Raw genomic sequence first — 23,076 nt, forward strand, 5'->3', positions numbered from 1 at the left:
GCCGCTAAGATAACCAGCACAATAGGTTTAGAGAATAGTCGGGAGAAATTAGTCCCACTTCAATGTCTCCAACATGTGGAGTGCATCTTCCTTTACATATCGGATTACCGGAGCCAGTGAATCATTTTGAGTGGCTGTTTTAAAATAAAGAGCTCCTCTCAAGAAGTGTAAACTGCTATCGGACACGTGGAATTGAAGCTGTGTAGGAACTTCACCTTCCAATTCTGTAAAGGATGCATAATCGCCGTTTGGTAAATGCAACACTTTTTCGTCAATGGCATAGGCCTTCACGTTGTGCTGTGAAGTTAGTTTGTAAGAATCGCTGTAGTATTCCTGCATAAGCTGCTCCTTATTATTGATCGGCTTGTAAGTCAATTGAAGCGTAGCGTCAAGTTCTGGATAATATACATCTATCCAGTAGCGCTCAGCAATCCAGGAAGAATCTTTCAGGATTTTGGCATACTGAGAAAACTCAAACTGATAGGGAAATGAATCTGGAAGTACTTGGTAGGCGTGTTCAGGAAGGTCTATTCGGTTAAAACCTTTCGGTTTTGGCATAAAATCATTCGATCCACATCCCACTACAGCCAGTGCTGCTACAATGATTATCCAGTTTTTCATCAATCTTCAAATTCTTTCATAGCGCCAATTTTCTCTGACGATATAAATACCCTAACGCGCTTGATTCTCTTTTGGTCTACAGCAACCACAGTAAATAAGAAGTGTTGGAACTCAATTTTTTCTCCTGCATGTGGAAGTTTGGTGTTCAATTCCAACAAAAGACCACCGAGAGATTCGCTATCACCTTTTACCGTTTCAAAAAGGCCAGCATCCTCTCCAGTTATTTTACAGAAGTCATTTAGAGAAGTCTTTCCTTCAAATATATAAGTGTTGGCATCCAGTTTATTGTAGGCTATGTCATTGTCTTCATCAAACTCATCGTTGATTTCTCCTACAATTTCCTCGATCACATCTTCCAAAGTCGTCAAACCTGAAATCCCGCCATATTCATCTACTACGATGGCCATGTGAACCTGCTTCTCCTGAAAATCTTTGAATAAGTCATCAATTTTCTTACTCTCAGGAACGAAGAATGCCGGACGAAGAAGAGTTTGCCATTGGAATTCCTCCGTTTTATCTAAGTGAGGCAATAGATCTTTGATGTATAGAATCCCGTCAATTTTATCAATGGTCTCCGTGTAGATCGGAATTCTAGAATATCCTGTCTTATTCACTTTGTCCATCAAGTCATGGAAATCTGTTTCAATATCAATTGCCGTGATATCGATTCTTGACTTCATGACCTGCTTCACAGAAAGTGTGCTGAAGTTCACTATGCCTTTCAGCATATCCTTTTCCTCTTCGGTAGCTTCTTTGTCTGTAGTAATTTCTAATGCATGGCTAATTTCATCTACTGAAAGATTGTAGCCTTTTTTCTCAATGTTTTTTTCGATCACATTACTCAATGACATCAACATCCATGAAATAGGACGTAATACTTTATCTGTCAAGGACAACATTGGAGCAGTGAAACGAGCAAAGCTCATGCTGTTGTGATTGGCATAAACTTTTGGAACAATCTCACCAAAGAAGATGATAAGTATAGTGATCCCAACAGTTAAGGCCACAATGACTATTCCACCAGCATCTTTACTGCCCACCATTTTCCAGGTAGCAAAGGTGGATATCGTTACGATGAAGATATTGACCAGGTTATTGAGGATCAAAATAGTCGCCAGCAAACGCTTCGGATCCAAAACCAGACGCGTTATATGCTGATCACTCTTGTTGGAAGAGTTCTTCGCCTCTTGTATCTGATCATGAGTAAGCGAGAAAAATGCCACTTCTGATCCTGATACCAAACCAGAAATCAATAGTAGAAATAGTATCCCTAAACCATTTACCAAATAAAAGGAAATGGGTAGCTGAGTAATTGCCAGTAAAATTATCGAGGGATAAGGATCGTCTAGTGCGGTCTCCAAATAGGTGTAGTTTAGTTAAACATCAAAAAGGCAGATCGTCCGTTACGTCTTGCTCCACTGGAGCAGTCGTAGATGAGCCGCCACCTTGAGTACTACTTGCTGTACTTGCCGGTTGAGCTTGAGGTTCCAGTCCCATGCCGCCTGAGTTTCCTCCAGCAGTTCTGCTGCCTAACATGGTCATGTTGTCACCAACCACTTCTGTGGTGTATCGTGTGATCCCGTCTTTTTCCCAAGAGCGGGTTCTGAGTTTTCCTTCTATGTAAACCTGGTCGCCTTTTCTAAGATACTTTTCAGCAATTTCTGCCAGACCTCTCCAAAGAACGATGTTGTGCCATTCAGTTTGCTCACGACGTTCGCCAGTGTTACGGTCTTTGTAAGTCTCAGAAGTAGCTATCGGGAAACTGGTTACCACTGCGCCATTTTCCAAATGTCTTACTTCAGGATCGCGTCCTAAATTTCCTACCAAGATTACTTTATTAACTCCTGCCATGAACTAAAAATAAATTAAAATACTGCTCGTTGCAAATGGTTTACAATGACTTTTGGTCGGGGCAAAGTTAATACTTCTTCCCAGCTATAAATAGTTAATCCCAATTCTTTGGACAATTGCTTCAGATCTTCCGGTTTTTCTAGCTCAATGTGGATAAAGTGTACCCAAAGTCTCCGGTGACTGAGCAAGTGTTTGACTGGGCCAACTATTTCTTTTATTTCACCAGTATTGGACAACGGAACTTGTGGCAAGAGTGTTTCGTGATCTATAGGTTTATCATTAACCACCGAGTGAAACTCAAATAATCCATTCCAGATGCTTTCTGTACGTTGCTTCATGATTGTGTTTCCAGCATGCTCGTATACTGTATAGTATATAGACTGGTCTTTCACCTTCACTTTTTTGCTTTTAACCGGAAGGTTGGACTGCTCGTTTTTGGCGAAAGCATAACAAGTTGATTGAAAGACGCATTCATTACAAGAAGGATTTGCAGGAGTACATACGGTGGCACCAAACTCCATAATGCCTTGATTGAAATCTGATGGGTTCTCTTTAGAGATAACTTCATTCAATACTTTTTCGAAGTGTTTCCTGTTTTTGGCATCAGCTATATCTTCTTTAATGCCAAAATATCTTGATACAAACCGGAAGACATTACCGTCTATCACCGGAACAGGCTCGTCGAAAGAAAAAGAGGCGATGGCAGCTGCGGTATATGGACCTATCCCCTTGAGTTTCACCAACCCAGCATAGGAATTGGGGAACTGACCGTCGAGCTCTTGAGAAACATATTGTGCAGTAGCATGTAGATTTCTGGCTCTGGAATAATATCCGAGCCCTTCCCAGAGTTTGAGAACCTCTTGTTGATTGGCATTGGCCAAATCATGGACAGTGGGATAGTGCTCCACAAAACGATTATAGTAGGGCATGCCCTGTTCAATTCGTGTTTGTTGAAGGATTATCTCCGAAAGCCAAATTTTATAAGGGTCTTTGGTGTTTCTCCAAGGCAAATCTCTCTTAGCGCTTGAATACCAAGTAATTAGCGAATTATTGAATGGATTGTCGATAGGATTGAAGTATTTATCTGAAATATGAACTTTAGTTTTTTATTTACCCTGACCAAAATTAAATTTGGGCGCCGGAAAAAGAAAGCGATCAATTTTTAATAAAAGAGAAAGAAGTGACTAAAGCGGACGTGATCAATGAGATATCGGATAAGACCGGTATCGACAAAGCAGATGTACAAGTAACAGTGGAGGCGTTTTTTACCACAGTGAAAAATGCAATGGCAGATGGGGACAACATCTACGTGAGAGGATTTGGAAGTTTTGTAAACAAGAAGAGAGCAAAGAAAATCGCTCGAAACATTTCTAAAAACACGGCCATCGTTATCGACGAGCACTTTGTGCCAAGTTTCAAACCATCAAAAATCTTTACCGAGAAAATCAAAAACAGCGCGAAGCTTAAATAAGCTAGACCATGAATCGCCAACAGATTATTCTGAGTGTAGGGGCGTTATTAGCAGTCGTTCTCATTTACCAATTACCTCGTGTAGTGGTGGAGAATGAAACCACGGTAGAAGTAGAAACTCATGACTTTTCCATTAGCAATGAAGATGAGACTACCTTTACCTCTCTAAGACAGCAACTTAAGGAGTCGTCAGATATAAAAAAAAGTATTAACTTTGCGGACTCTTTAGCAAAACTCTCGCTGAAGTATCAGCTGATAGACAGTGCGGCATCTTATGCACGCCTGATTTTGTCACTTGATGGCTCTCGAGAAGCAGTAGCGAAAGCTTCGATGATTTATTATCAGGCATTTCAAGCAACTACTGATGCAGAACAATCTAAAGAGTTGGCTTCAAAAGCACGTGATGGTTTTGAGGCATTGCTGGTAGAAGACCCGCAAAACAACTTTTTGAAAAACAAATTGGCGATGACGCTCATGACTACCGAAGCCCCAATGGCGGGTGTGCAGGTGTTGAGAGAGGTTTTGGCAAGTGACCCGGAGAACAGAGAAGCGATTCTCAATCTTGGTTTACTAGCGATCAGATCTAGACAGTTTGATCGAGCTGAAGAACGATTCATCAACCTTTTGGAGCTAGACTCTACAGACTATGAGGCACAATTCTATTATGGAGTGTCACTATCTGAAGGAGGAAAGACAGAAGAAGCCAAAGCTGTTTTCGAAAAACTGGTAAGTACATCGGATGCTGATCCTGCATTGAAGGCTACAGCATCAAGTTTGATAAAAGAATTAGAAAACATTTAAGTAACTAAAACATTAAGATTATGCCTTGCGGTAAGAAAAGAAAAAGACATAAGATTGCTACTCACAAGAGAAAGAAAAGACTAAGAAAGAACAGACACAAGAAGAAGTAATCTATTTGACATCTAAAATTTGAGTGCAAGTGAGTAATGAATTAATCATCAACTCAACTCAAAACGGATGTCGAATTGCCCTTCTTAAGAATAAACAACTGGTTGAGTTCCATCATGAAGAAGATGGAAACCAATTCAATGTTGGAGATATATATCTTGGTAGTGTAAAAAAGGTCGTGCAAGGACTCAATGCAGCATTTATTGACATTGGGTACGAAAAAGACGCTTTTTTACACTATTTGGATTTGGGCCCACAGGTCCAATCTCTAAATAAGTTTACCAAACTCGGGCTCAGCAAGAATGTAAGTCACAAGCTTACTGGATTCAAGCATGAGCAGGATATTAACAAGCTTGGTAAAATCAACCAGGTTCTAACCAAAAACCAGAAAATTCTGGTTCAGGTAGTCAAAGAGCCAATTTCCACAAAAGGGCCTCGACTTTCATGCGAGTTGTCAATTGCCGGGAGATACCTGGTATTGGTACCGTTTTCAAAAGCGGTAAATGTATCTAAACGTATAAGTGACTCCAACGAACGCAAAAGGCTGAGCCGTCTCATAAGCTCAATTAAGCCGGAAAACTTTGGAGTAATCATCCGTACTGTAGCTGAAGGAAAGGACGTTAAAGAGCTTGACAAAGATCTTCGTAATCTTCTACAGATTTGGGAAGATGGTGTTAAAGCACTGAAATCAGCAAAACCTAGAGATAAGGTAATCGGCGAAATGAATCGCGCCAATTCCATTCTCAGAGATGTATTGAATGAGTCATTTGACAGTATCGTAGTAGATGATAAAGCGCTACACGATGAGATCAAGCAGTACATTCAAAAAATTGCTCCAGATAAGGAGAAGTTGCTGAAGCTGTATCAAAGCAAAGTCAAAATTTTTGAATCTTTCAGTGTTGAGAAGCAGCTAAAAACATCTTTTGGTAAGTCAGTAAGTATCGCCAATGGTGGATACCTGATCATTGAACACACCGAAGCACTTCACGTGATCGATGTGAACAGTGGTAACAAATCAAACCAGGAAGATGATCAGGAAACTACAGCATTAAAAGTAAACCTGGAGGCAGCAGCGGAAGTTGCTCGTCAGTTGAGGTTGCGTGATATGGGTGGAATCATCGTTGTTGATTTCATTGATATGCGTAAATCAGATAACAGAAGAAAGGTTTACGAAAGGATCAAGGAAGAAATGAAGAGCGATCGCTCGAAGCATACAGTTCTTCCATTGTCCAAATTTGGTTTGCTACAGATCACTAGACAGAGAGTAAGACCAGAATTGAATATCACTACAAGAGAGGTTTGTCCTACATGTGGAGGTACTGGTCAGATTACAGCTGCGATATCTATTGCGGATCAAGTAGAGAAGACATTGGATTACATCCTTACTTCTCAAAACGAAAAGAAAATAACGGTTTCAATGCACCCGTATTTGGAAGCCTACTTCACAAAAGGAATTATTTCCAAGCGTGTAAAATGGTATTTGAAATACATGAAATGGGTGAACATCATTGAAGATTCATCTCTAGGACTCACAGAGTACAGTGTGTTGAATAGCAGAGGAGAACTGATCGAAACCTAAGAACTTTTGATAAAAGAAAAGCCCTGACGATTATCGCCAGGGCTTTTTTATGTCTTAGTCTGTAGTATTTTTTAGAACTTGATCCCCACATCTAGTGAAACCAACGTATTTCTGATATAAAGCTCTTCCTGGAATCCGAAAGTTTCTGTTTTGATAACATTGGCCAAACCTCTCTGATAGGTAAAACCAGCAAACAATGTGGTGTTTACTCCAGCTCTATATTCTACTCCGGTTCCGAAGATGATAGTCGCATCGACGTTTTTAAACTCTTCGATCAAATCGTAATCTTCTTCAGATGGTTCGCTGAATACCTTGATTTCTGGAGCCATACCTACCTGGAAAAAGATTCGGGCATCCGGCTGAAACTCATTAGTGAATAGTTTTAGTGAAACAGGGATCTGTAGATAATTCAATCGGTATTCTTCGATATTGTTTTTCGTGTAATTAGCTGTTGGCTGATCAGCTTCCTCACTTACCTGGAAACCCACATATTTTGGAACGAAGATGATTCCAGTACTGAAATAATAAGTGTCGGTAATCTCATGATCGTAAATAAGTCCAACCGAAAACTTCACTGGACTATTGTATGGCTCTACGTCATACAATGAGTCTACCAAAGAAGTCCTGTTGGAAGAAATTGCAGGAGAAAACTTAAGTCCCAGCTTCGATTGAGCGTTGGAAAAGTTCAGTGCAAAAACAACTAGTACAAGGAGTAATAAAATCTTTCTCATGCGGTTTAATAAATACCTAACGAATTCAATCAGGTGGTTTTTATTAGTTAATTAAATCTAGTCATTACTTAGTCCACACGGACTTGATAATAGTGCTAAATTTGAAAGCTTAAAATTATAACGTATGAGAGCAGTAATCATAATGATTTTTAGCCTTTTATTCATTGGCTGTGGTGGAGGTGATTGTCAGTTTGAAGATGAAATTGCCACACAACCGGTAGATATTCAAATAGACAGGCTGGAAGAAAAGTTGTTTGCCGCTCAGTCCAAAGCTGATGTCATTGCATTTGTGAAGTCTAATCCAAACATGGCCAACATCTTCCTAGATGCGCAAGAATATCCTTCTGATACGATTTTAGCCGAAAAAATCTTCACTTTGATCAAAAATCCTGGAATGGATACGCTCTACGATGAGGCTGTAAATACCTATGCCAACATGAGTGAGATTGAGGATAAGCTAGAAGTAGCTTTTGGAAAACTAAAGACGTTGATTCCAGAAACGGCTACTCCAAAGTTTCAAACTATTGTTACTGGTATGTATAAGGATATCTTTATTACAGATACTTTAATCATCGTCGGTCTGGACTTCTTCATTGGTAATGAAGCTACCTACAAGCCACAGCAAGTACCTTATTATATCCTAAGTAGATACAACAAAAAGCATTTGGCCAGTATCATTGTAAAATATCTGGCTGGTCAGGTCGTAGCTGCAGGCAAAAAGCCAACATTGCTGTCTGAAATGATTGATTTTGGTAAGACGTATTATCTGACCAAGAGATTGATGCCATGTACTCCGGATTCTATTTTGCTAGGCTATACCCCACAGGATATGGAGTTGATTAATAGCAATGAAGCCGTGATCTGGGCGACCTTTTTAGAAAATGAGGTGCTGTATGAAACCAGTCACATCACAAAAAGAAAGTTCTTAGGGGAGCGACCTAATATTTATGAAATAGATCAAAAATGTCCTGGAAGAGTAGGTGCTTGGGTTGGCTGGCAGATCGTGAATAGCTACATGGAGCGAAATGATGTGGATATCAAGACGTTGATTTCCGATGCTGACAATGATAAGATCTTTATGCAGTCAGGATATAAACCTCAGAGTCGCTAACGCTCAAGTGCTTCTCGTTTTCTAAAATCTTCAACAGCTTTTTGATTTGTAGATCCTTGCTGTAATAGGATTCAGCAAGGTCTCTACTGTTTTTCTGATAAGTATCCAGCAGAGCAGGTTCTTTGATGAAGGCTTCTATTTTACGAACAAAATCCATCGGTTCGTTCGGATAGTGGTGAAATCCACATTTGTGTTTGTCAACGATGGATCTGATCCAACCTCCGAAGTTGATGATGATCAATTTACCTGCCGCAAGTCCGTCAAAAAACTTGTTAGGGCTGCCAGTGTTTAAAATCTCCAGGTTTTTGAATGAGACATAGACGGCATCTTGTTCTTCAAGTACTTCTTTCACTTCATTCGAATTGCCAAAAGGCAAAATCGAGACATTTGATAATTCACTGGATAGGTTCTGAATCAACGCTGCTTCTTTACCTGTACCCATCAACGTGAAGTGAACAGGTACTTCATGTTCTTCACATGCCTTGGCTGCAGCAATGAGTGAACTCAATTGATTGGCAGGGCCGAATGTTCCGAAGTAACCCACCTTAATCGGGTTTTGGTGATTGATCTTTTGAAGCTTTCTGCTTTTTTCGAAGAAATCAATATCTGCAAAATTGGTGACCACATGCACTTTGGTTTGTGGGCATGTAGCCTCTATGTAGTTTCTGATCGCTGGAGAAAGGGCAATGACTTTTTGAGCTTCTGTATAACACTTTCGTTCAAACTGATACAACCACTTTTTCAATAGCTCATTTTTTACTGCACCCATTTTGATTGGAGCTTCTGGCCATAAATCGCCAACTTCAAAGTAGTAAGGGATGTGTAAATGGGACTTGATGAATAACGCTATGAAACCTGTAGTCAGAGGTGTGGTCATCACGTATCCCAGATCAAATTTTTGATTGAGCTTTTTGATGGCTTTTTTGGATCGCTTCACGAACTGGTAGAATGCCCACATGCGTCGCGCGAACCCGAATTGGTTTTTGTATGGAATCTTTAAATAGTGAACATTGATTCCATCGATCACTTCAAGCCCTGAATTATGATTGTGACCCGTAATCATGGTGACTTCATGGCCAGCATCAACCAGTCCCTTCGCAAGATTGTACGAACGAATACATCCTCCTTCAGTTGGGGTATTGAAGTATTGATGAACGTATAATATTTTCATGAAGGTGGCTTGTTGCGATTTTTAAGCTTATAAAGATGCTAACAGAATTTTAGCTTTGATAATTTCGTTAGTAGTTTTCGACATAGTACACCTATATTCATGTATTTGACCCGACTTACCCTATGGATAATCCTATTTTTTGCAAGCATTGCCGCTTTTGCACAGCTGGAAGATGCGAGAAAAGTCTATGAGTCTGCAAAACATGTGACAGTAGATCGCTATCAACCGGATTCCAACTATGAATACCTGGTTTTAGCCTCTAATTTCTCCAAAGAGACTATCAAGCAAATTCCTTTTTCGGATAGACGGATTGTCAAAATTGATTTGGTCTACAGCACATTTAGTGAAAGTGCCCAGTTTGATCAAAAGCAGCTGGATGTTTCAAGATTGCAGGCACTCATTGCCATCAATCCACGAATAGTGGAAAATCAGTTTTTCGATTGGAACATTATAGGCCAAACCGGCTGTCGTTCTAGTAAAGAGTGTTTGGACTATTTCCATGGTTTCGTGATTTATTATGAAGACTATTTCACCAAGGAGACTGCCAAGCAAGAGATAGATAGCATTAAATCAGAATTGCGAGAGTTGAACCGCTTCATTGTTCAGAATCAGGAAAAACTAAAAATCAATTATCAGCGAATCCCATGTGAATATCCAGAGCCAATCTACTCAAGTGAATACTTAACTGATAAATTGGATCAGCTGTATCGTTGTTATGAAGACTATAAGGCACGAGTGTTTTTCGAAGCAGATTTTGACTATAATGGACGACCAACGGAAGTTCGTGTAAAAGGTAATCTCTTTCCTTGTAAAGATGAATTGGCCAAACGACTCAAATATATCCTGCAATGGAAACGCGGATTAACAATTGGCAATCTACAATATCCACTGACTGCCGTTGGCTATGTGAGTTTTCCACTGAAGGGAGAGAGTGTTCAAATTTCAAGCTATCAGATAGCGGATCATTTGAAAAAGAAATACCAAATGCTGCAGCAGTATTCTCAGTGTGTAGCATACAACATGGATACGAGTTATGCAGAACTGATTCCTAAAATGGAACAACGGGTTGTTTCAAAAGTATTGGAACGGAATAAATGGAAACCTGAGCTATTTGTGGTGGATGTTACAGGTAGTATGTATCCTTTTACTTCGGATTTATTGAAATGGATTAAACTAAAGTATGACACTATTCCGAACAATTACATCTTTTTCAATGACGGCAATGACAAACCAACGAATCAAAAAGCGATTGGACAAACAGGAGGTCTGTATTCCATCAGAACAAATGATTTTGAGGAAGTGAAGTCCAAAATGTTTGAAGCGATGCGCAATGGCGGTGGAGGAGATCTCCCTGAAAATAATTTTGAAGCATTGATGGCCGGATACCTTCAGATTAAACCCAAAGGAGACATTATTATGATAGCGGATAATTACTCGTTTCCAAGAGATGAAGTCATGCTGGCTCGATTTGAAGGCAGGTTAAAGATCTTACTATGCCATACAGAAAAAGGAATCAATACAGATTACTTGAATCTTGCCAGGAAATATGGCTTTACCCTGCATAGTTTTAAATCAGACATTGTCGACTTCAACTCCAATCAATTGACGATAGAAGGTAAAACCTATCAGTTTGTTAACGGTAAGTATTTCTTGAAGAATTAATCAGCACAGAAAGTCACGGTAAAGTTGCCGTTGGCAAATGTCTCGTTATCTGCTCTAGCATCAATTCGGCCGGTAACTTCCGTTTCTGTGATCGTTAAAATTTCTACCGCACCGGAAACAGCAATGCTGTTTAAGTTGGTGTCTGGATTATACAGTGTAACCGTGTGACCATTTTCTGTAAATGACAATTCATAAACGCCAACTATTGCAGGGACATCAAAAAGTAACTTTTGTCCACCGAGAATAAACTCTGCACATGGATCTTCAAATGTTTCAGAACTCAATTCGAATGAAAGATCCGTTTCATCAAAGAATGATACCTCAGCTATTCCACTGCTAAATACCCAGGCTTCACCTTCTATCTGGCCTTGTAAGGCTTGGTTTTTGAATTCATATTTTGGTCCACTGTCTTCATCGTCACCACAAGACGTAATCAGTACAAATGAGAGCAATATCAAGAGGAAGGATACTTTATTGAAGGTATTCATAGAAAACTGGTTGTTGATAAATTCATTATAAACATATCGTTATGTTGTGACAGATGCAAGGAAATGAAGGAAACTTGAAATGTTGGCATGAATTGTGAATGTTCGCTATGTCATTCATCGAAATGAAAGAAGGATGAATAACCTGACAAGGCTTACTTCACTAAGTTTGTAAACCGCGAACCAATAAATGTAAATGCTATGACTGTTTTTAATTCTTTGACCTCAAGACTTTTAATTCTCACTCTGTTTCTCACTCTTTTTTCTTGTGATGTGCTCAATAGCTCTCTGGAAGATCTGGATGTAGATGAATTGACGGAAGCTGAGGTAATTGAAGGGTTAAAGGAGGCTTTAGTGGTAGGTACTGATACCTCCACGAACGTTTTGGGATCTGTCAATGGCTATTTGCAAGATGAGGCGGTTAAAATCTTACTACCAGAAGAAGCCCAACCAATTTTTGACAATATGGAGAAGTTGGGTTTGACGAGTATCATTCAGCCTTTGATTGACCAGACGGTAGAAAGCATGAACCGAGCAGCTGAAGAGTCAGCAGCGCTTGATTCTACCAAAGTGATTTTTAAAGATGCCATCACAGACATGACCATTGCTGATGGTTGGGCGATTTTGAATGGTGCAGATACGTCCGCCACTACTTATTTAAAGGACAAAACGTATACTAGATTATTGAGCAATTTCAGTGCGATCATTTCTCCGGTGTTGAATAAGCCGATTATTTCAGGAATTGATTTGAGTACTGAGGAATTGTACAGCAAACTAGTGTCTACTTATAATACAGGAGTGGAGGTTTATAATTTGACGCAATTATTAAATCCAGCCAATCAGCTGGATCAAGTCCAAACTGGAACTCTTGCTGATCACGCTACCGGAAAGGCACTTGATGGCCTATTCTTGAAAGTTTCTGAAGAGGAGAAATCTATAAGAAAAGATCCTTGGGCACGTGTTACCGACATCTTAGAGAAGGTATTCGGTAGTCTTGATGACTAATACTGAAGTTAATCTTTTGTCTTTGTCATCCTGAAAACAATTGAAATAAACAGCAGTTTGTATCTTCACTGTTCAAAAACAATAACACTGATGAAGAAAAACCTACTACTAATTGCTGTAAAGATCATGTTAGTGAGCACTGTATCGGCACAGGAATTCCCTAAAATGGATGCGAGCCCGATGGATGCTGCTTACTACCCAAATAGAGCTGCATTTAGAGCATTCGCTAAAACAGAAGAAGAAAAGAAAGCCGGAGAGCCAAAAATCAGAGTCCTTTATTCTCGTCCACAAGCTAAGGAGAGAGAAGTATTTGGCAATTTGGTAAAGTACGGAGAAGTATGGAGAATTGGCGCCAATGAGTCAACCGAAGTATTGTTTTACCAGGATGTGACGATTGGAGGAACCAAAGTAAAAGCAGGTAGATATACCATGTATGCTACTGCTCAAGAAAATGAGTGGGAAGTAATGTTCAGTACAGATAAAGATGGTTGGGGTCAATATGCTTTCAAACCAGAAGAAAGCACAGTAGCCAAAATCACCGTGCCGACAAAAAAGACTCCAGAGACACTAGAAGCACTAGCGATTGTTTTCGAAAAAGCAGAAGGTGGAGCCAACATGATCATAGGTTGGGAAAATACTATGGTGAGTGTTCCAATCATGTTTTAAGAAATTATTACACATGAAGAGGGTGAGCCTTTCCAGTTTTGGAGAGGCTTTTTTATTTATACTCAATGATTAAAAACTCTGCGGTATTATCTCCGATGTTGAGTACTTCATGAACAGTGACCGAATCACTCCCAAAGACATATCCTTCTGGTACGTTCACTTCCCGAGTTCCACGAGAATCGATCATTCTAAACTTGCCTCCAACTAGCGTATAGCCGACATGTGGCGGATGAAAGTGCTTTTCGTGACCTACTCCAGCAGGAAATATACACTTGAGAATTCTTAATTCATCGTTTTCTTTCAAGACCTCACAAACACGCTCGCCATTCCAGCCAGCTTGTAGTGGATCGGGTAGATTCTGTACTAGTGTTTTAGAGTTATCTGTACTGCAGCTAGAAAGAATAGAGAACATCAGAAAAATAGGTGAGAATATGATATGAGCTTTGAATTTAGGTTTCATTGATATTTTATGTTTACTGTAGGAATGATGGTCACAAAATAATAATAGCTGGAATTTTAGTCTGTTTGATTTCATCAAGACCTTTCTTTTGGAAATCCCCCTTTAATAAAGGGGGTTAGGGGGATTGGACGTCTCATATTCATCAATAAATTGATTTATTGAATCAATTACATGAACCATATTCTTTTTTATATCTAAGTCATCAAACCGAAGAAATCTCAATCCCATTTCCTCAAGGACTGATTGACGGATTTTGTCATTAACTATTGCTGATTCATGATAATGTGAACTACCGTCAACCTCAATTACCAGATTCAATTTTTTACAATAGAAATCTACGATATAATTGTCTAGAGGCTTCTGCCTGTTGAATTTGTAACCTCTGATTGACCCTGCGCGTAGCTCTTGCCATAATAACACTTCACCTAGAGTACTATTATTGCGCAGGTCTCTAGAGAATTGTTTAAGGTTTGAATTATATGGCAAGAAATACATAGTAGGTTTTAAATCCCCCCGACCTTTGGTCTTCCCCCTGTAAAGGGGGATTGTTGTTACTTCACTTCCAACTTGTCCCAGTACCGGCAGAAATGGGTGATTTTGCATTCGGTACATTTTGGCTTACGTGCAAGGCATACATAGCGTCCATGGAGGATCAACCAATGATGTGCTTTGTGAATGTATTCGTCAGGAATGTGTTTAACGAGTTGTTTTTCTACTTCGAGAGGAGTTTTTGCCGTTTGTGTGACTAGCCCAAGACGCTTAGAAACTCTAAAGACGTGCGTATCCACAGCCATTGCTGGCTGATTGTATAGTACGGATACTACGACATTGGCTGTTTTTCGTCCAACCCCTGGCAGACGATTGAGATCGGCATGCGCTTCTGGCACCTCACCACCATACTCTTCCATGATCATTTTGCTGAGCCCAATCAGGTGCTTGCTCTTGTTGTTAGGATAAGAAACACTTCTGATCAACGCGAAGATTTCGTCAAAAGTCGCCTGGGACATAGCTTCAGGTGTTGGAAAAGCTTCGAATAGCGCGGGCGTAACTTTATTGATCCGGACATCAGTACACTGAGCACTCAATACCACAGCAACAACCAATTCGAATGGATTGCTATAGTTCAGCTCCGTTTGAGGTTCGGGAAAGGCTTCCGAGAAATACGTTACAAAAGCTTGATATCGCTCCTTCTTAGTCAGCGTCGCTCGAGTCACGGACGGTTTAGTCATGTCAATAGTAGTCTTGTCTGAACGAATCTGAGATTTCAGATCCAGACAAAAAATTAGATTTAATTACTTAAAAGCCAACTTTTCGTCACCAGACAAAACTAGACAGACTGCTTGTGATAACCCTTGGAAAATTCCAGGATTTTATTCACGCTGCGTTTTGAAGGCGAATACTGCATTTTGTTCAAGTCTCCCACCACTGCTCGAAGGTTCTCGAGTTGGTTTTGCAAGTCGTTATCAGTGAGGAGAGCTTGCTCTAGTGCTTGCTTTTCATTTTTGGTTAATTCGTCGTAAAGAAACCTTACAAGGTCATTTTCTGTAAAAGTTTTGGTCATAGGCAATATTTGAATGATCTAACTTCTTTCTTAAGTTAATCAAAGCATATCTCATTCTGCCTAAAGCGGTATTTATACTGACTCCTGTAGCATCAGCTATTTCCTGAAAGCTCATCTGCATGTAATGGCGCATGACCAGTACTTCTTTTTGAGCATCAGGGAGCTCCTGTATATATCGTTTCAGCAGATTATGAGTATCCTGCTTGATATGTTCACTTTCAATAGGTGCCTCAGAAAACTCCAGCGTATTAAAAACACTGCTACCATCCTCCATCACAATCTCCGGATAACGCTTCGCTTTCCTGAAGTGATCAATAGCTAAATTGTGTGCAATACGTAAAATCCATGGCAAGAATTTGCCCTCTTCGTTGTACTTACCAGACTTGATTGTTTTAATCGCTTTGATAAAAGCATCCTGCATCAGGTCTTCTGCCTGATAGCGGTCTTTTACAATCACATATATCGTGGTAAACACCCTATCCTTGTGTCGTTCGAGTAATACTGCAAACGCCTCTTCGCTACCGTTTTTGTACTGAGACAGCAATTGGCCGTCGGTCAATTTAGTCTTGTGCATTAAAATCACCTGTTTAGTTAACGTAGAGGTTTATTGCATATTGTAGGGTTTGGTTGGAACAATAAAAATTTTCACTCGTGTAGAACCAAATCTATAGGAATAATATTTTACAAACAAATTCATTTTTCAAAAATCAATTTTTGCCATAGATCATTTCGATTCGGCTTGTAGAATTGCAAAGAGCATGCCGAAAACATACAAACAGCTCAAAAAACCATTTTTTTATAGCACCGATAACCTTTTTGATTGATTCAAATCTCAGCTAATTCCGTTAAGTTCGTTGTGGAAAAGAAAGTAAAAAATAGGTATTTGGTATTACTCATTATTTTTTTCTCTTTTTCATTTATACAGGTAAAACCTGACTGAATTCTTGAATCAAAACCTTATCATGAAAAGTATACGAACCGCATTATTTGCACTTACAGGAGGTCTATTTTTTGCTGCTTGTGAGCAGCCTGCGCAAGTCACTGTGAAAGTGAATCCAAATGACCCAGGCACCTCGATTAGTCCACATTTAATCGGGGCATTTTTTGAAGATATCAACTACGCCGCGGATGGTGGATTGTATGCAGAGTTGGTGCAAAATCGCTCATTCGAATACTATGAAGAGGAGGGTTATACGACTACTAAGCCTCTATTTGCATGGGAACAAATTGGGGCTTCAGGCAATCTTTCTGTAGAAAAGACTAAGCCGCTCAACGCGAATAATTCGAACTATTTGCACTTTGATGTAAAAGATGCCCAAGGAGGTTCTTTTAAAAACGCAGGATTTGATGGAATATCAGTGAAATCGGATGAATCCTATTCGTTTTCGATGTTTGTTCGCACATCAAGTTCTACATCTCAAGGAATTGAAGTGAGTCTGGTGAATGCAAAGGGCAACTCTATTGCTGAGCTAGAATTGGAGGCACCAACGTCAGAATGGACCAAAGTTGAAGGAGTTTTGAAGCCCTCCGAAACAGATGAGAATTCTGAATTGGTTATTCAAATAAATGGAAGTGGAGACTATTACTTCGACATGATCTCGTTATTCCCTGAGAAAACTTTCAATGGAAGAGCTAACGGCTTGCGAATGGATCTTGCCCAGAGCATTGCTGATCTAAGTCCGCAGTTTGTGAGATTTCCCGGTGGATGTATTTCACATGGAGCAAGTTTAGACAATGCTTACCGATGGAAAGAAACAGTAGGTGCCGTAGAAGAAAGAACACCAAATTTTAATGCGTGGGGATATCATCAAACCTACGGGTTAGGCTTTTTTGAATACTTTCAATTTTGCGAAGATATTGGAGCAATTCCACTGCCAGTTGTTCCTGTGGGTATTTCTTGTCAGTTTAGAAATCGTCAGATTGCACCGATTGAGGACATGCAACTTTGGGTAGATGACGCCCTGGACTTGGTAGAGTTTGCCAACGGATCTGTGGATACTGAATGGGGAAAACTCAGAGCTGAAATGGGTCATCCCGAATCATTCAACATGGAATATATCTGTTTAGGAAACGAGGAGGACTTTATTCCAGAATTTGAGGTTCGCATGAAAATGATCACCGACTCGCTGCGCAAATATTATCCCGAAATAAAGGTGATTGGGACTTCAGGAGTAGCTGCTTCTGGCTATCACTATGATGAATTATGGGATTATAGCGAAAAGGAAAAACTTGATGCGGTTGACGAACACTATTATGTAAGTCCGATTTGGATGCTTAATAACCTGAATCGATACGATGATTTTGATAGAAATGGCCCGAAGGTTTTCATTGGAGAATACGCTTCTCGTGATGACCGTTTGCAAAATGCCATTGCCGAAGCAGCCTATTTAACTGGTGTGGAGAAAAATGCTGACGTCATTCAGTTTACCTGTTATGCTCCACTATTAACGAATGTCAATCATCAGCAATGGCATCCGGATATGATTCGTTTTGATAATAACAATGTGGTGAAAACACCGAGCTATTATGTGCAGCAACTTTATAGCCAATATACTGGTGATGAGTACATTCCAAGTGAAATCACCTATTCAAAAACGTATCAACCGAATGCTAAAACATATTTCGGAAAAGTAGGTGTTGGAACGTGGCATACTCAAGCCAAGTATGATGATATTAAGGTGGTCTCAGGGGATAAAGTGTTGATGGATCAGACTTTTGATGAAAATACTTCAGAATGGACTTCAAGTAAAGGAACATTTGTTCTTGAAGAAGGCTCATATGCCCAGACTTCAGATGAAGAGCCAGCTATGAGTATTTTCAATTTGCCAATCAATGAAACCAGGTACACGTTGACCCTAAAAGCGATGAAAACCGGAGGAAGAGAAGGTTTTTTGATTCCATTTGCATATCAAGGTTCGGATAAGTTTTATTGGTTAAACATTGGTGGTTGGAACAATTCTCGTCATGCAGTAGAAGTGGCTAATGGAGGTGCTAAAGCTGAATTGATTTCGAAGGGAGGATCGATTGAATCTAATAAATGGTACACCATCAAGGTTGAAGTAGGAGAAAAGGTGAAATGCTACCTGGATGACGAATTATTATTTGAGATCCCGGAACAAGCTCCTCCAATCGCAGCGTCAGTGGTAAAAGATCTGGATGAAAATGAGCTGATTGTAAAATTGGTGAACTCAAGTGACGAAGCGATTACGGCAGATGTGATGATTGAAGGATTGGATGAACAACTTTCTGCAGACGTAATAACATTGACCGGAGCTTCAACGAGATTAAGAAATAAACTGGAGGAACCAGAAAATGTTAAGCCTGTTTCTTCAACGATTCAAGTCAAAGATTTAAAAAACTACTCACTACCTGCGAATTCCTTCCAGGTGATCAGTATCAAACGATAAAATTGAAAGATTTTTAATTAGAAAAAGGTTGTCTTAAAAGCTGTCATTTCGACTCTGGAGAAATCTCTCTCAGTATTTATATTCATTGTATTTTTAAGAGATGGATTTCTCGACTCCCTGTCCACAGACAGGAAGACTCGAAATGACAATTTGAGGAGGCTTTTAAGACAGCCTTAGTTTGTTATGATCATTTACTCGATCTATTTATTTTGGAGAGACTAATTGTTTAGCACTTAGCTAAGTAAATTCGCAACTCTAATCAATAAGTTTAGTTTATTGTTAGAACCTCGGAAAAGGAATGACAGGACAGATGCCAAAAACGATAGATCAGTACGACGCAAAAGATTACATCATCATTAAAGGTGCTCGGGTAAATAACCTGAAAAACCTGGATGTCGCGATCCCAAGGGACAAGTTAATTGTCATCACAGGTCTGTCCGGTTCGGGTAAGTCATCCCTGGCATTTGATACGCTGTTTGCCGAAGGCCAGCGTAAATACGTGGAAAGTTTGAGCTCTTATGCACGTCAGTTCCTGGGTAGAATGGAAAAACCAGAGGTGGATTACATCAAAGGAGTTGCTCCAGCGATTGCCATTGAGCAAAAAGTTTCCACCAGAAATCCTCGCTCTACAGTTGGGACAAGCACCGAGATTTACGATTACATGAAATTACTCTTTGCAAGAGTGGGTGTGACCTATTCACCAGTGAGTGGCGAAGCAGTTAAAAAAGATAGCGTTACCGATGTGGTAGATTATATTATGTCACACGAGGAAGGCGCCAAACTGATCATCTCAGCTCCTTTAGCGATTAAACAAGGCAGAACGGTTGAGGATGAGTTGAAAATATTGATGAGTAAAGGGTATACCCGAATACTCGTGGACGATGAGATGAGCTTCATTGAGGATTTGCTGGAAAAGGAAATCAACAAGAAACATCAATTCGAAATCATGATTGACCGCTCAGTGGTCAAAAACGATGAAGAGAACCAGTTCCGACTATCAGATTCCGTGCAGACAGCCTTTTTCGAAGGAGAAGGCCGATGCAAAGTGAACATGGTTGGCAAGGAGGTTCGAGAATTCTCGGACATCTTCGAATTGGATGGAATCAAATTTGAAGAGCCGTCAGTTAACTTCTTCTCTTTCAACAATCCTTATGGAGCATGTAGAAGATGTGAAGGTTTTGGAAGAATTCTGGGAATTGATCCTGAAATGGTGATACCTGATCCGAACTTATCGGTTTATGAAGGAGCCATTGCTCCATGGAGAAGCGAAACCATGCAAAAATGGTTAGATCCATTGCTAAAAAACGGTATTCGATTCGACTTCCCAATTCACCGACCAGTGAATGAACTAACAGAAGAAGAAATCAAATTGCTTTGGACTGGAAATGAATATTTTGATGGTCTGGATGAGTTTTTCAAATTCTTAGAGTCCAAGACACATAAGATTCAGTATCGGGTAATGCTTTCCAGATACCGTGGAAGAACGACTTGTCCTGATTGTAGAGGTACTCGATTGAGAAAAGACGCTGGCTATGTGAAAATTGACGGTAAGTCGATTTCCGATTTGGTGTTAATGCCGGTAGATCGATTGAGTGAGTTTATCGATACCATTCAGTTGACCGAACATCAGCAATCTGTTGCCAAGCGTATCCTCAATGAAATCCAGAATAGACTTTCTTATCTAGAGCAAGTTGGTTTGGGTTATTTGACTCTAAATCGACTGACGAATACGCTTTCTGGTGGAGAATTCCAGCGAATTAAACTAGCAACTTCTCTGGGCAGTGCGCTGGTTGGATCCATGTACATTTTGGATGAACCAAGTATTGGACTTCACCCACGTGATACCGATCGGTTGATTGATGTGTTGATTCATTTAAGAGATCTGGGCAACTCTGTAATCGTGGTAGAACACGAAGAAAAAGTGATGGAAGCTGCCGATGAAATCATTGATATTGGTCCTGCAGCTGGAGTTCATGGAGGTGAGTTGGTTTATCAGGGAACGGTAGCGGACCTAAACGGCAATTCGAAATCCTTCACAGCGAAATACCTGAAGGGAACAGAAGAAATAGCGCTTCCTACACGTAGAAGGAAATGGAATCAATCGCTCACAATCGAAGGAGCACGAGAGAATAACCTGAAAAACATCAATGTAGAAATTCCTCTTGGAGTCATGACAGCCATTACGGGTGTTAGTGGTTCTGGGAAATCAACTTTGGTGAAGAAAATATTGTATCCAGCCATCGGTAAGATGCTTGGGTTGACTGGAGATGCAACCGGAAAACACGAAAAGATCTCTGGAGACTATAAGAAGATCACTCAGATCGAATTTGTAGACCAAAACCCAATTGGGAAAAGCTCCAGATCCAATCCTGTGACTTATGTGAAAGCATATGATGGCATTCGTCAGCTATATAGTGAGCAACCTCTATCTAAAAACAACGGATTCAAACCAGCACATTTCTCGTTCAACGTAGATGGCGGACGATGCGAAGTGTGTGAAGGTGAAGGAACGGTAACTGTAGAAATGCAGTTCATGGCGGATTTACACCTCGAGTGTGAGAGTTGTCATGGTCAGCGCTTCAAGAAAGAAATCCTTGAAGTTAGCTACAAAGAGAAAAACATTTCTGAAATCCTGGATTTGACGGTTGAGGAGGCTATTGAGTTCTTCTCTGATAAAGCAGGAATTGTCAATAAAATCAAACCTCTATTTGATGTAGGCTTAGGCTATATCAAGCTAGGCCAGTCTTCCAATTCACTCTCTGGTGGTGAGGCGCAACGAGTAAAACTGGCTTCTTTCCTTGGAAAAGGAGGAAGTGCTAAGAAAGATCATGTGTTGTTCATCTTCGATGAGCCAACAACAGGTCTTCATTTCCATGACATCAAGAAATTACTTGATGCGATGAATGCGCTGGTCAATGAAGGAAACTCGGTGTTGATCATTGAGCACAACATGGAGATCATCAAGAATGCAGATTGGATCATTGATTTGGGTCCAGAAGGTGGCGACAATGGCGGAACCTTGTGTTTTGCAGGTTTGCCTGAAGATATGGCTAAGCTGGAAAACAATCACACGGCTGTTTATTTGAAAGAGAAGGTTTAAACAGCCGACCTCAAAGCCTTTACCAATTTTTTCATGTCACGCTCATCATTGTACACATTGGGTGCTACGCGAATTGCATCACCTCGGAAGGATACATTGATACGATTTTGATCTAACGCTTCTTTTACCCTTACCGGATCAATGGATTCTGGAAATCTGAATCCGAAAAGGTGAGCTGCTCTATGATCCAGCGAATCAATTTGATATCCCAGGTTGGTAAGTTCTTCAACTGGTCCCTCGGTTAGGTTCTGAAGGTATTCTTGAATGTTTTCAGGCTTCCATTTATTCAATTGTTGAATGGCTGTGAGCAACATAGGCACCAAAATGAAGTTGCTATGTTCGCCTACTTCATATCTCAAGGCACCAGACTGATAATCACTTCTGTAGTCGGCCAGATTCCCAAAGTCCTCCGAGTTTTTTCGATTGATCCAGTTCTGTTCGATGGGTTTACCATTATCAAACATTTCGCCATAATAAGCCACACCAAGTCCGTAAGGCCCAAACATCCATTTATAACCAGCAACAATTAATGCATCCGGGTCAATTGTTTGGACACTAAATGGTAGAGCCCCAACGGATTGGGTACCATCAATAACCAGAGCAGATGAAGTAGTTCGGGTTTTTTCTCTAATCGCCACCAGGTCAAATAATGAGCCATCCACCCAGTGAGTATGTGGTAAGCAAACTGCAGCAACCTCTTCGTCGATTTGATCGAGAATCGCTTCAGTCCATGATTTTCCCTCATCAGTAGGTTTGTCAATTGCTACCACTTTGTACTGATCCCATGGATATTTATTGCTCGGAAACTGATCCTTAGCAATTAGGATTTTCCCTTTCTTTTTGGGCAGATTTTGTGCCACGTTGGCCATACCGTAAGACACAGACGGAATCAACACATTGCGATTGGTTTGATCAGAATCAATGAGTTGCGCAAATTCCGTTCTAAGTAGTTCGGTTTCTCCAAAAAAGTCTTCGATGCTGATTTGATAAGGTCTTCTTTTTACGGCAATCCCCTTTTTACCCGCTTTTTCCACCTTTTTTAACATCGGCGACATGTAGGCACAGTTGATATAGGTGACTTTTCTGGAAAGTGAGAATTTATTGCGTTTACATTTCAGCATAATCTATGGAGACTGATTCAACAACTAATATAAATCAGATAGCTGCCAGTCTTTTTCATTTCTCAAAAAAACAATCTTCTGTTTCCTTCATGGAGATACTTTCAGTAATCTTGTAGTGTCTTCGGGGAATACTTTAGGTGAATCATTTTGATTAGAATAAATATTG

22 protein-coding genes are annotated in these 23,076 nt (G+C 40.1%); 9 read left to right on the plus strand and 13 right to left on the minus strand.

Annotation, left to right across the window (positions count from 1 at the left end; translation table 11 throughout):
• Positions 1–48 precede the first annotated feature (48 nt).
• From gldD to mutY, 4 genes are read right to left on the minus strand one after another with little or no spacing between them, the layout of a single operon-like run.
• Positions 49–621: a gliding motility lipoprotein GldD gene (gene gldD, locus NXS00_RS15450; protein WP_258100139.1), complete on the minus strand. Its 573-nt coding sequence runs from the start codon at positions 619–621 to the stop codon at positions 49–51.
• Complete coding sequence (gene gldE, locus NXS00_RS15455) at positions 621–1,982, minus strand: gliding motility-associated protein GldE (RefSeq protein ID WP_258100140.1); 1,362 nt, start codon at positions 1,980–1,982, stop codon at positions 621–623. Before gldE ends, gldD begins: the two co-directional genes overlap by 1 nt.
• Before the next feature lie 22 nt (positions 1,983–2,004).
• Positions 2,005–2,472 (minus strand): single-stranded DNA-binding protein, encoded by a 468-nt coding sequence (gene ssb / locus NXS00_RS15460; protein ID WP_258100141.1) that lies wholly within the window; start codon positions 2,470–2,472, stop codon positions 2,005–2,007.
• Positions 2,473–2,486: 14 nt separating this feature from the next.
• A complete protein-coding gene (gene mutY, locus NXS00_RS15465) occupies positions 2,487–3,563 on the minus strand; it encodes an A/G-specific adenine glycosylase (RefSeq protein WP_308709296.1) in 1,077 nt (358 codons plus the stop codon).
• Positions 3,564–3,637: 74 nt separating this feature from the next.
• On the opposite strand from mutY, the gene NXS00_RS15470 reads away from it, so the two are divergent.
• The 3 genes from NXS00_RS15470 (at position 3,638) to NXS00_RS15480 (ending at position 6,430) form a co-directional block, all read left to right on the plus strand.
• Positions 3,638–3,943 (plus strand): HU family DNA-binding protein, encoded by a 306-nt coding sequence (locus NXS00_RS15470; RefSeq protein WP_258100320.1) that lies wholly within the window; start codon positions 3,638–3,640, stop codon positions 3,941–3,943.
• An 8-nt stretch (positions 3,944–3,951) separates the two neighbouring features.
• On the plus strand, positions 3,952–4,743 hold the full coding sequence (locus NXS00_RS15475) for a tetratricopeptide repeat protein (RefSeq protein WP_258100142.1): 792 nt from the start codon (positions 3,952–3,954) through the stop codon (positions 4,741–4,743).
• Between the two features lie 139 nt (positions 4,744–4,882).
• A complete protein-coding gene (locus tag NXS00_RS15480) occupies positions 4,883–6,430 on the plus strand; it encodes an Rne/Rng family ribonuclease (RefSeq protein ID WP_258100143.1) in 1,548 nt (515 codons plus the stop codon).
• A 71-nt stretch (positions 6,431–6,501) separates the two neighbouring features.
• Here NXS00_RS15480 and NXS00_RS15485 read toward each other — a convergent pair whose 3' ends face one another.
• Positions 6,502–7,161: an outer membrane beta-barrel protein gene (locus NXS00_RS15485; protein WP_258100145.1), complete on the minus strand. Its 660-nt coding sequence runs from the start codon at positions 7,159–7,161 to the stop codon at positions 6,502–6,504.
• Positions 7,162–7,285: 124 nt separating this feature from the next.
• Here NXS00_RS15485 and gldB point away from each other — a divergent pair, with 124 nt between their 5' ends.
• Positions 7,286–8,272, plus strand: coding sequence for a gliding motility lipoprotein GldB (gene gldB / locus NXS00_RS15490; RefSeq protein ID WP_258100146.1), 987 nt, complete (start codon positions 7,286–7,288; stop codon positions 8,270–8,272).
• Here gldB and NXS00_RS15495 read toward each other — a convergent pair.
• Entirely contained in the window at positions 8,238–9,443 is a 1,206-nt protein-coding gene (locus tag NXS00_RS15495; protein ID WP_258100147.1) for a glycosyltransferase family 4 protein, read from the minus strand. The two genes, gldB and NXS00_RS15495, sit on opposite strands and share 35 nt — an antisense overlap.
• Before the next feature lie 99 nt (positions 9,444–9,542).
• On the opposite strand from NXS00_RS15495, the gene NXS00_RS15500 reads away from it, so the two are divergent.
• Positions 9,543–11,105: a hypothetical protein gene (locus NXS00_RS15500; protein WP_258100148.1), complete on the plus strand. Its 1,563-nt coding sequence runs from the start codon at positions 9,543–9,545 to the stop codon at positions 11,103–11,105.
• Here NXS00_RS15500 and NXS00_RS15505 read toward each other — a convergent pair.
• Positions 11,102–11,593 (minus strand): hypothetical protein, encoded by a 492-nt coding sequence (locus NXS00_RS15505; RefSeq protein ID WP_258100150.1) that lies wholly within the window; start codon positions 11,591–11,593, stop codon positions 11,102–11,104. The two genes, NXS00_RS15500 and NXS00_RS15505, sit on opposite strands and share 4 nt — an antisense overlap.
• A 198-nt stretch (positions 11,594–11,791) precedes the next feature.
• Here NXS00_RS15505 and NXS00_RS15510 point away from each other — a divergent pair, with 198 nt between their 5' ends.
• Positions 11,792–12,595: a DUF4197 domain-containing protein gene (locus tag NXS00_RS15510; protein WP_258100151.1), complete on the plus strand. Its 804-nt coding sequence runs from the start codon at positions 11,792–11,794 to the stop codon at positions 12,593–12,595.
• 90 nt (positions 12,596–12,685) lie between these two features.
• Positions 12,686–13,261: a DUF2911 domain-containing protein gene (locus NXS00_RS15515; RefSeq protein ID WP_258100152.1), complete on the plus strand. Its 576-nt coding sequence runs from the start codon at positions 12,686–12,688 to the stop codon at positions 13,259–13,261.
• 52 nt (positions 13,262–13,313) lie between these two features.
• On the opposite strand, the gene NXS00_RS15520 is transcribed toward NXS00_RS15515, so the two are convergent.
• The 5 genes from NXS00_RS15520 to NXS00_RS15540 form a co-directional block, all read right to left on the minus strand.
• Complete coding sequence (locus tag NXS00_RS15520) at positions 13,314–13,721, minus strand: cupin domain-containing protein (RefSeq protein WP_258100153.1); 408 nt, start codon at positions 13,719–13,721, stop codon at positions 13,314–13,316.
• Positions 13,722–13,823: 102 nt separating this feature from the next.
• Positions 13,824–14,324, minus strand: coding sequence for an endonuclease domain-containing protein (locus NXS00_RS15525; protein WP_258100154.1), 501 nt, complete (start codon positions 14,322–14,324; stop codon positions 13,824–13,826).
• Positions 14,273–14,920, minus strand: a complete 648-nt coding sequence (gene nth, locus NXS00_RS15530) for an endonuclease III (protein WP_258100321.1) — start codon at positions 14,918–14,920, stop codon at positions 14,273–14,275. The genes NXS00_RS15525 and nth overlap by 52 nt, the downstream gene beginning before the upstream one ends.
• A 128-nt stretch (positions 14,921–15,048) precedes the next feature.
• Positions 15,049–15,282 carry an anti-sigma factor family protein gene (locus tag NXS00_RS15535; RefSeq protein ID WP_258100156.1) on the minus strand — a complete coding sequence of 78 codons (234 nt, stop codon included), beginning with the start codon at positions 15,280–15,282 and terminating at the stop codon, positions 15,049–15,051.
• Positions 15,257–15,856, minus strand: a complete 600-nt coding sequence (locus NXS00_RS15540; protein WP_258100157.1) for an RNA polymerase sigma factor — start codon at positions 15,854–15,856, stop codon at positions 15,257–15,259. Before NXS00_RS15540 ends, NXS00_RS15535 begins: the two co-directional genes overlap by 26 nt.
• Before the next feature lie 388 nt (positions 15,857–16,244).
• Here NXS00_RS15540 and NXS00_RS15545 point away from each other — a divergent pair, with 388 nt between their 5' ends.
• Positions 16,245–18,689 (plus strand): alpha-L-arabinofuranosidase family protein, encoded by a 2,445-nt coding sequence (locus NXS00_RS15545; protein ID WP_258100158.1) that lies wholly within the window; start codon positions 16,245–16,247, stop codon positions 18,687–18,689.
• A 298-nt stretch (positions 18,690–18,987) separates the two neighbouring features.
• Positions 18,988–21,789 (plus strand): excinuclease ABC subunit UvrA, encoded by a 2,802-nt coding sequence (gene uvrA / locus NXS00_RS15550; protein WP_258100159.1) that lies wholly within the window; start codon positions 18,988–18,990, stop codon positions 21,787–21,789.
• On the opposite strand, the gene NXS00_RS15555 is transcribed toward uvrA, so the two are convergent.
• The gene (locus NXS00_RS15555) at positions 21,786–22,910 is read right to left on the minus strand and encodes an aminotransferase class V-fold PLP-dependent enzyme (protein ID WP_258100160.1); all 1,125 of its coding nucleotides are present in this window, start codon (positions 22,908–22,910) and stop codon (positions 21,786–21,788) included. The two genes, uvrA and NXS00_RS15555, sit on opposite strands and share 4 nt — an antisense overlap.
• Positions 22,911–23,076 lie beyond the last annotated feature (166 nt).

This window comes from Marinoscillum pacificum (assembly GCF_024714495.1).
Taxonomy (GTDB): Bacteria; Bacteroidota; Bacteroidia; order Cytophagales; family Cyclobacteriaceae; genus Marinoscillum; species Marinoscillum pacificum.

Bases quoted from the DNA above. Each gene is read 5' to 3' on its own strand.
- uvrA (WP_258100159.1), top strand. From the start codon at position 18,988: ATGACAGGACAGATGCCAAAAACGATAGATCAGTACGACGCAAAAGAT.
- NXS00_RS15500 (WP_258100148.1), top strand. From the start codon at position 9,543: ATGTATTTGACCCGACTTACCCTATGGATAATCCTATTTTTTGCAAGC.
- NXS00_RS15545 (WP_258100158.1), top strand. From the start codon at position 16,245: ATGAAAAGTATACGAACCGCATTATTTGCACTTACAGGAGGTCTATTT.
- NXS00_RS15505 (WP_258100150.1), bottom strand. From the start codon at position 11,593: ATGAATACCTTCAATAAAGTATCCTTCCTCTTGATATTGCTCTCATTT.
- NXS00_RS15475 (WP_258100142.1), top strand. From the start codon at position 3,952: ATGAATCGCCAACAGATTATTCTGAGTGTAGGGGCGTTATTAGCAGTC.
- gldD (WP_258100139.1), bottom strand. From the start codon at position 621: ATGAAAAACTGGATAATCATTGTAGCAGCACTGGCTGTAGTGGGATGT.
- NXS00_RS15525 (WP_258100154.1), bottom strand. From the start codon at position 14,324: ATGCAAAATCACCCATTTCTGCCGGTACTGGGACAAGTTGGAAGTGAA.
- NXS00_RS15485 (WP_258100145.1), bottom strand. From the start codon at position 7,161: ATGAGAAAGATTTTATTACTCCTTGTACTAGTTGTTTTTGCACTGAAC.
- ssb (WP_258100141.1), bottom strand. From the start codon at position 2,472: ATGGCAGGAGTTAATAAAGTAATCTTGGTAGGAAATTTAGGACGCGAT.
- NXS00_RS15520 (WP_258100153.1), bottom strand. From the start codon at position 13,721: ATGAAACCTAAATTCAAAGCTCATATCATATTCTCACCTATTTTTCTG.
- NXS00_RS15540 (WP_258100157.1), bottom strand. From the start codon at position 15,856: ATGCACAAGACTAAATTGACCGACGGCCAATTGCTGTCTCAGTACAAA.
- NXS00_RS15535 (WP_258100156.1), bottom strand. From the start codon at position 15,282: ATGACCAAAACTTTTACAGAAAATGACCTTGTAAGGTTTCTTTACGAC.
- NXS00_RS15555 (WP_258100160.1), bottom strand. From the start codon at position 22,910: ATGCTGAAATGTAAACGCAATAAATTCTCACTTTCCAGAAAAGTCACC.
- NXS00_RS15510 (WP_258100151.1), top strand. From the start codon at position 11,792: ATGACTGTTTTTAATTCTTTGACCTCAAGACTTTTAATTCTCACTCTG.
- NXS00_RS15515 (WP_258100152.1), top strand. From the start codon at position 12,686: ATGAAGAAAAACCTACTACTAATTGCTGTAAAGATCATGTTAGTGAGC.
- NXS00_RS15495 (WP_258100147.1), bottom strand. From the start codon at position 9,443: ATGAAAATATTATACGTTCATCAATACTTCAATACCCCAACTGAAGGA.
- gldB (WP_258100146.1), top strand. From the start codon at position 7,286: ATGAGAGCAGTAATCATAATGATTTTTAGCCTTTTATTCATTGGCTGT.